The organism is Novosphingobium sp. (genome assembly GCF_036733805.1).
Taxonomy (GTDB): domain Bacteria; phylum Pseudomonadota; class Alphaproteobacteria; order Sphingomonadales; family Sphingomonadaceae; genus Novosphingobium.
In genome coordinates this window covers 1-5,038 of record NZ_DAIMZT010000105.1, presented here as the reverse complement: position 1 = coordinate 5,038, position 5,038 = coordinate 1, and the positions used below count along the sequence as shown (strand labels likewise).

The 5,038-nt window shown below is 63.7% G+C and carries 5 protein-coding genes; 4 read left to right on the top strand and 1 reads right to left on the bottom strand.

Going from position 1 to position 5,038, the window contains the following annotated elements; genetic code table 11:
- Positions 1 to 52: 52 nt before the first annotated feature.
- The 3 genes from serS to V7D69_RS15255 are packed head-to-tail and all read left to right on the top strand — an operon-like array spanning position 53 to position 3,210.
- Positions 53 to 1,333: a serine--tRNA ligase gene (gene serS / locus V7D69_RS15265; protein WP_324063511.1), complete on the top strand. Its 1,281-nt coding sequence runs from the start codon at positions 53 to 55 to the stop codon at positions 1,331 to 1,333.
- Positions 1,334 to 1,357: 24 nt separating this feature from the next.
- A complete protein-coding gene (gene surE / locus V7D69_RS15260; protein WP_324063512.1) occupies positions 1,358 to 2,122 on the top strand; it encodes a 5'/3'-nucleotidase SurE in 765 nt (254 codons plus the stop codon).
- Entirely contained in the window at positions 2,119 to 3,210 is a 1,092-nt protein-coding gene (locus V7D69_RS15255; RefSeq protein ID WP_333606227.1) for a LysM peptidoglycan-binding domain-containing M23 family metallopeptidase, read from the top strand. Before surE ends, V7D69_RS15255 begins: the two co-directional genes overlap by 4 nt.
- Before the next feature lie 15 nt (positions 3,211 to 3,225).
- Here the strand turns inward: V7D69_RS15255 and V7D69_RS15250 are convergent, their stop codons facing one another.
- Positions 3,226 to 3,618: a DUF1761 domain-containing protein gene (locus V7D69_RS15250; protein ID WP_324061608.1), complete on the bottom strand. Its 393-nt coding sequence runs from the start codon at positions 3,616 to 3,618 to the stop codon at positions 3,226 to 3,228.
- A 117-nt stretch (positions 3,619 to 3,735) separates the two neighbouring features.
- On the opposite strand from V7D69_RS15250, the gene rimO reads away from it, so the two are divergent.
- Positions 3,736 to 5,038: 30S ribosomal protein S12 methylthiotransferase RimO (gene rimO, locus V7D69_RS15245; protein ID WP_333606226.1), on the top strand; the 1,303-nt coding region annotated here is incomplete at its 3' end.

The following is a 5,038-nucleotide window of genomic DNA, read 5'->3' as shown; positions in this document are numbered from 1 at the left end:
GATCGCGGCAGCCGCTTGCGCCGGACTCGCCGAACCGGCATAGCCCGGCGCCATGCATGATATCCGCCTGATCCGCGAAAATCCCGAGGGTTTCGACGCCGGCCTCGCCCGCCGTGCCGTCGAACCCGCCGCCGCCGCCATTCTCGCTCTGGACGAACAGCGCCGCGCGGTTGCGACCCGAATGCAGGAGGGGCAGAACCGCCGCAACGAAGCCTCCAAGGCGATCGGCAAGGCCATGAGCCAGGGCGACACCGCCACTGCCGAAGCGCTCAAGGCGGAAGTGGCGCAGCTCAAGGACATCCTTCCGGCGCTCGAAGCCGAGGATAAGGACCTGTCGGCTCGGCTGCAGGACGAACTGGCCCGCCTCCCCAATATCCCTGTCGACGAGGTGCCTGACGGGGAGGACGAGACACAGAACCTCGAAATTGCGAAGTGGGGCAGCCCACGCGACTTTGCTTTCACGCCGAAGGAACATGCGGACCTTGGCCCGGCGCTCGGCCTCGATTTCGAAACGGGCGCCCAAATCTCCGGCGCGCGCTTCACCTTCCTCAAAGGCCAGATGGCGCGCCTGCACCGGGCGCTGGCGCAGTTCATGCTCGACATGCAGACCGCCACCAACGGCTACATCGAATGCAACGTCCCGCTGCTGGTGAAGGACGACGCGGTGTTCGGCACCGGTCAGTTGCCGAAGTTCGCGGAAGACCTGTTCCAGACCACGGATGGACGCTGGCTGATCCCCACTGCCGAAGTCAGCCTGACCAACGCCGTGCGCGAGCAGATCATCGACGCCGAGGCCCTGCCCCTGCGGATGACCGCGCTGACCCCCTGCTTCCGGTCGGAGGCCGGCGCGGCGGGGCGTGATACGCGGGGTTTCATTCGCCAGCACCAGTTCGAGAAGGTGGAGCTTGTCGCCGTCTGCAAGCCGGAGGAGAGCGAGGCCGAGCATGAGCGGATGGTCGCGGCGGCAGAAGCGATCCTCCGGGCGCTGGAACTGCCTTATCGCAAGGTGCTGCTCTGCACCGGCGACATGGGCTTCACCGCGCGCAAGACGTTCGACCTTGAAGTCTGGCTGCCGGGCCAGGGCGCTTACCGCGAGATCAGCTCGATCTCCAACTGCGGCGATTTCCAGGCCCGCAGGATGAACGCGCGTTACCGGCCCGAAGGCGGCAAGAAGACAGAGTTCGTCCATACCCTCAACGGTTCGGGGCTGGCGGTCGGCCGCACGCTCGTGGCGGTGCTGGAGAATTACCAGCAGGAAGACGGCTCCGTCCTGGTGCCTGAAGCGCTCCGGGCGTGGATGGGCGGTATCGACAGGCTCATTCCGCTAGGCTGAACATCCATTCCTAAAGGTTCTTCCATGCGCATTCTCCTTACCAATGACGACGGCATCAACGCTCCGGGGCTTTACGTACTGGAAAAGATCGCAGCGCAGCTTTCCGACGAGATCTGGATCTGCGCGCCGAGCGAAGAGCAATCGGGCGCCGGGCATTCGCTCACCCTGACGCGGCCGGTGCGCATGCGCCAGCATGCCGAACGTCGCTTCTCCGTCGCCGGCACGCCGACCGACGCGGTGACGATGGCGCTGAAAAAAATCCTTCCCGCTGCGCCTGACCTCATTCTTTCGGGCGTCAACCGCGGCGCCAACCTGGGCGATGACGTGACGTATTCCGGCACGGTCTCTGCCGCATTCGAAGGGGCGCTGGCCGGCATCCGCTCCATTGCCCTCAGCCAAGTCTACGCTAAGGAAGGCGTGGGCAACGCGGTCGATTTCTCAGCCGCCGAGCAATGGGGCGTGGAAGTGCTACGCCCGCTGCTGGACGTGCCCTTCGCGCCGCGCACGCTGGTCAACGTCAATTTCCCGCCGGTCAGCGGCAGCGCGGTCAAAGGCATTCGCGTCGCGCGCCAGGGCTTCCACGATTACGCGCGTGGATCCGTCGTGGAAGGAACTGATCCACGTGGTTTTCCCTATTACTGGTTCGGCCTGCACGGAATAGAACACTCGCCTGGGAGCGATACGGATCTCGAGGCGATAGCGGGGGGCTTTGTTTCAGTGACACCATTGCAGATCGATCTGACGCATGAAGATTCGCTGACGTCATTGGCGGAGCGTTATCGGGCATGAAGCGCGCGGTCATGACAGCGGCGGCGCTGACGTTGACGCCTTGCCTTGGGGCTATCCCGGTGCTGGCATCACCGGAAGCGGAAACCGTTCACGTGGTGAAACCGGGGGAGACGTTGAACGGCGTCGCCAACCGCGCGGGCGTTTCGGCCAGCGCGATCGCCAAAGCCAACGATCTTCAAAAACCCTATGTCGTCAAGGCCGGTGAAAAGCTTTCCATTCCGCGTGCGGCCCCAATCAAGTCCGCCAAGAACGTGACCGCCGGTGGCAAGTCGGCCGCCGCCCCATCCAAGCTCTCCCCGTCCACGCCCGCCACGCCGAAGCCCGCAGCCTCGCCCGAGGAGGAGAGCGTTCACCTTGTCCGGGCTGGAGAGACACTGGGCGGCATAGCTACCCAGGCCAAAGTGCCGCGCGTGCTGATTATAGAGGCCAATGGCCTGCAGCCGCCCTTCGCCGTGAAGGCAGGCCAGAAACTGCAGATCCCGCGCACCCGTCATTACACCGTCAGCGCTGGCGACACCGGCTTTTCGGTCTCCATGAAGTATGGCGTGCCCTGGGAACAGATCGCGCTGGCCAACGGCATCGATGGGGCCGCACCGATCAAGCCGGGGCAGAACCTGCTGATCCCGACGCTGCTTAACCCTCCCTCGCCAAGCGCATCAGCGGCCGGCCCCGCCGCTGCCCCTGACTCGAAGCCGACGCCCGCCCCTGTGAAGGCTGCGCGCTTTGCCTGGCCGGTCAGCGGTCCGGTCCGGCGAGCCTTCGCGACCGACGGCGATTATCACGACGGTATCGATATCACGGCGCCGGAAGGGGCCATGGTGCGTGCTGCCGCTGCCGGGACCGTGAAGTTCGCCGGTGCGGAAAAGGATCAATTCGGCAATCTGGTCGTGCTGGACCACGGCGACGGCTGGTTCACCGCCTATGGTTTCCTTAGCCGTATTACCGTGAAGGAAGGCGCGAAAGTCGCGATGGGTGAACGGATCGGACTTGTGGGGGATACCGGCAAGGCGAAGGGGAATGAACTGCACTTCGAGATCCGCCGCGAAGGAAAGCCGGTGGACCCGATGGACGAGCTGCCGAAACCGTAAGCGAGTTCGGCCTCCCTACCGCATCAACCAGAACACCAGCCCCATCGCCAGGTAAGCGAAGAGCCAGAAGAGGCAGTCGATGATCCGCCGCGCCGGTTCGGTGCGGTTGCGCAAGTGCGTCAGCCAGACGGCGGGAATGACGAAGGCGATTGCCACGCCGCCACTCTGCATGAAATAAAGCCAGGGCTTCATGGACAGCGTTTCGATGCCGATCCGCGCGAAATTGTGGCCCAGCATAACCGCGCCGATCAGAAGTACCAGGCCGACAGGCCCGTAATTACCCCCGCGTTCCGAATTGTCTGGCAAGAGCTGGCGCCTGTTGCGAAACAACACGCCGTTCCAGATCAGGCCGATTGCCAGCCCAAGCGCAGACGCCAGGAACACCGCCAGCCAGTTTACAGGACCCATCGCACATACTCCCCCGCATCAAATGCTTTTTCTTGCAAGTCAGATACGGCGGCGCAAGCATATGCGCCACTTTTTCGTGACTCTTTCGCGCAATCGGCGTATCGGGCGCGCCATCCCATGGCCATAGAAATCCCTTCCCCGCCCAAGGTCGGCATGGTCAGCCTCGGCTGTCCAAAGGCGCTTGTCGATTCCGAACGTATTCTCACTCGCCTGCGCGCCGATGGCTACGCGATGAGCCCGGACTATTCCGGGGCCGATGTCGTACTGGTGAACACCTGCGGTTTCCTGGATTCCGCCAAAGAAGAAAGCCTTGCCGCAATCGGTGAGGCGATTGCCGAAAACGGCCGTGTGATCGTCACGGGCTGCATGGGGAACGAAGCGGAAGTGATCCGCGCGAAGTTCCCCGAAGTGCTCGCGGTCACCGGCGCTCATCAATATGAAGCAGTGGTGGAAGCGGTTCATGAGGCCGCGCCGCCCGAGCTTTCGCCATATGTCGATCTGATTCCTCAATCCTATGACGAGGCCGGCGTCAAACTCACCCCCCGCCATTACAGCTATCTGAAGATTTCCGAAGGCTGCAATCACGCCTGCTCGTTCTGCATCATCCCTTCGCTGCGCGGCAAGCTGGCCAGCCGCCGCATCGACGCGGTGCTGCGCGAAGCGGAAAAGCTGGTGCAGGCCGGCACGCGCGAACTGCTGGTCATCAGCCAGGATACATCAGCCTATGGCGTGGACGTGCGCCATGAAGAGCGGGTGTGGAAGGACCAACCCGTCCGCACGCACATGACTGACCTTGCCCGCGAACTCGGCGCTTTGGCCGACGCGCAAGGACGCCGGCCCTGGGTGCGGCTGCATTACGTCTATCCTTATCCCCATGTCGACGCAGCGATCCCGCTGATGGCCGAAGGGCTGCTGACGCCGTACCTCGACATTCCGTTCCAGCACGCGGCTCCTTCAGTGCTTAAGGCGATGAAGCGTCCGGCCAATGAAGCCAAGGTGTTGGAACGTCTGCGCAACTGGCGCGAGATCTGCCCGGACATCGCGATCCGCTCCAGCTTCGTGGTCGGCTTCCCCGGTGAAACGGAAGCGGATTTCCAGTACCTGCTTGATTGGCTGGATGAAGCGCAGCTGGATCGTGTCGGAGCGTTCCGCTTCGAACCCGTCGCCGGCGCGGCAGCCAATGCCCTTCCGAACGCCGTGCCGGAAGAGGTCAAAGAAGAACGCTACGCCCGGATCATGGAAAAGACCGCTGCGATCAGCGCCGCCAAGCTTGCCGCCAAGGTCGGCCGCACCCTGCCTGTCATCATCGACGAGATCGGCGAACCGGATGAGCACGGCGACATCGGCGCGACGGCGCGCTCGCAAGCCGATGCGCCGGAGATTGACGGCAACGTTTTCCTGCGCAGCGTCAGCAAGGACG

What these genes read in the sequence shown, in the direction of transcription:
- V7D69_RS15250 (WP_324061608.1), bottom strand. Translation starts at nt 3,618, where the DNA reads ATGGGTCCTGTAAACTGGCTGGCGGTGTTCCTGGCGTCTGCGCTTGGG.
- serS (WP_324063511.1), top strand. Translation starts at nt 53, where the DNA reads ATGCATGATATCCGCCTGATCCGCGAAAATCCCGAGGGTTTCGACGCC.
- surE (WP_324063512.1), top strand. Translation starts at nt 1,358, where the DNA reads ATGCGCATTCTCCTTACCAATGACGACGGCATCAACGCTCCGGGGCTT.
- V7D69_RS15255 (WP_333606227.1), top strand. Translation starts at nt 2,119, where the DNA reads ATGAAGCGCGCGGTCATGACAGCGGCGGCGCTGACGTTGACGCCTTGC.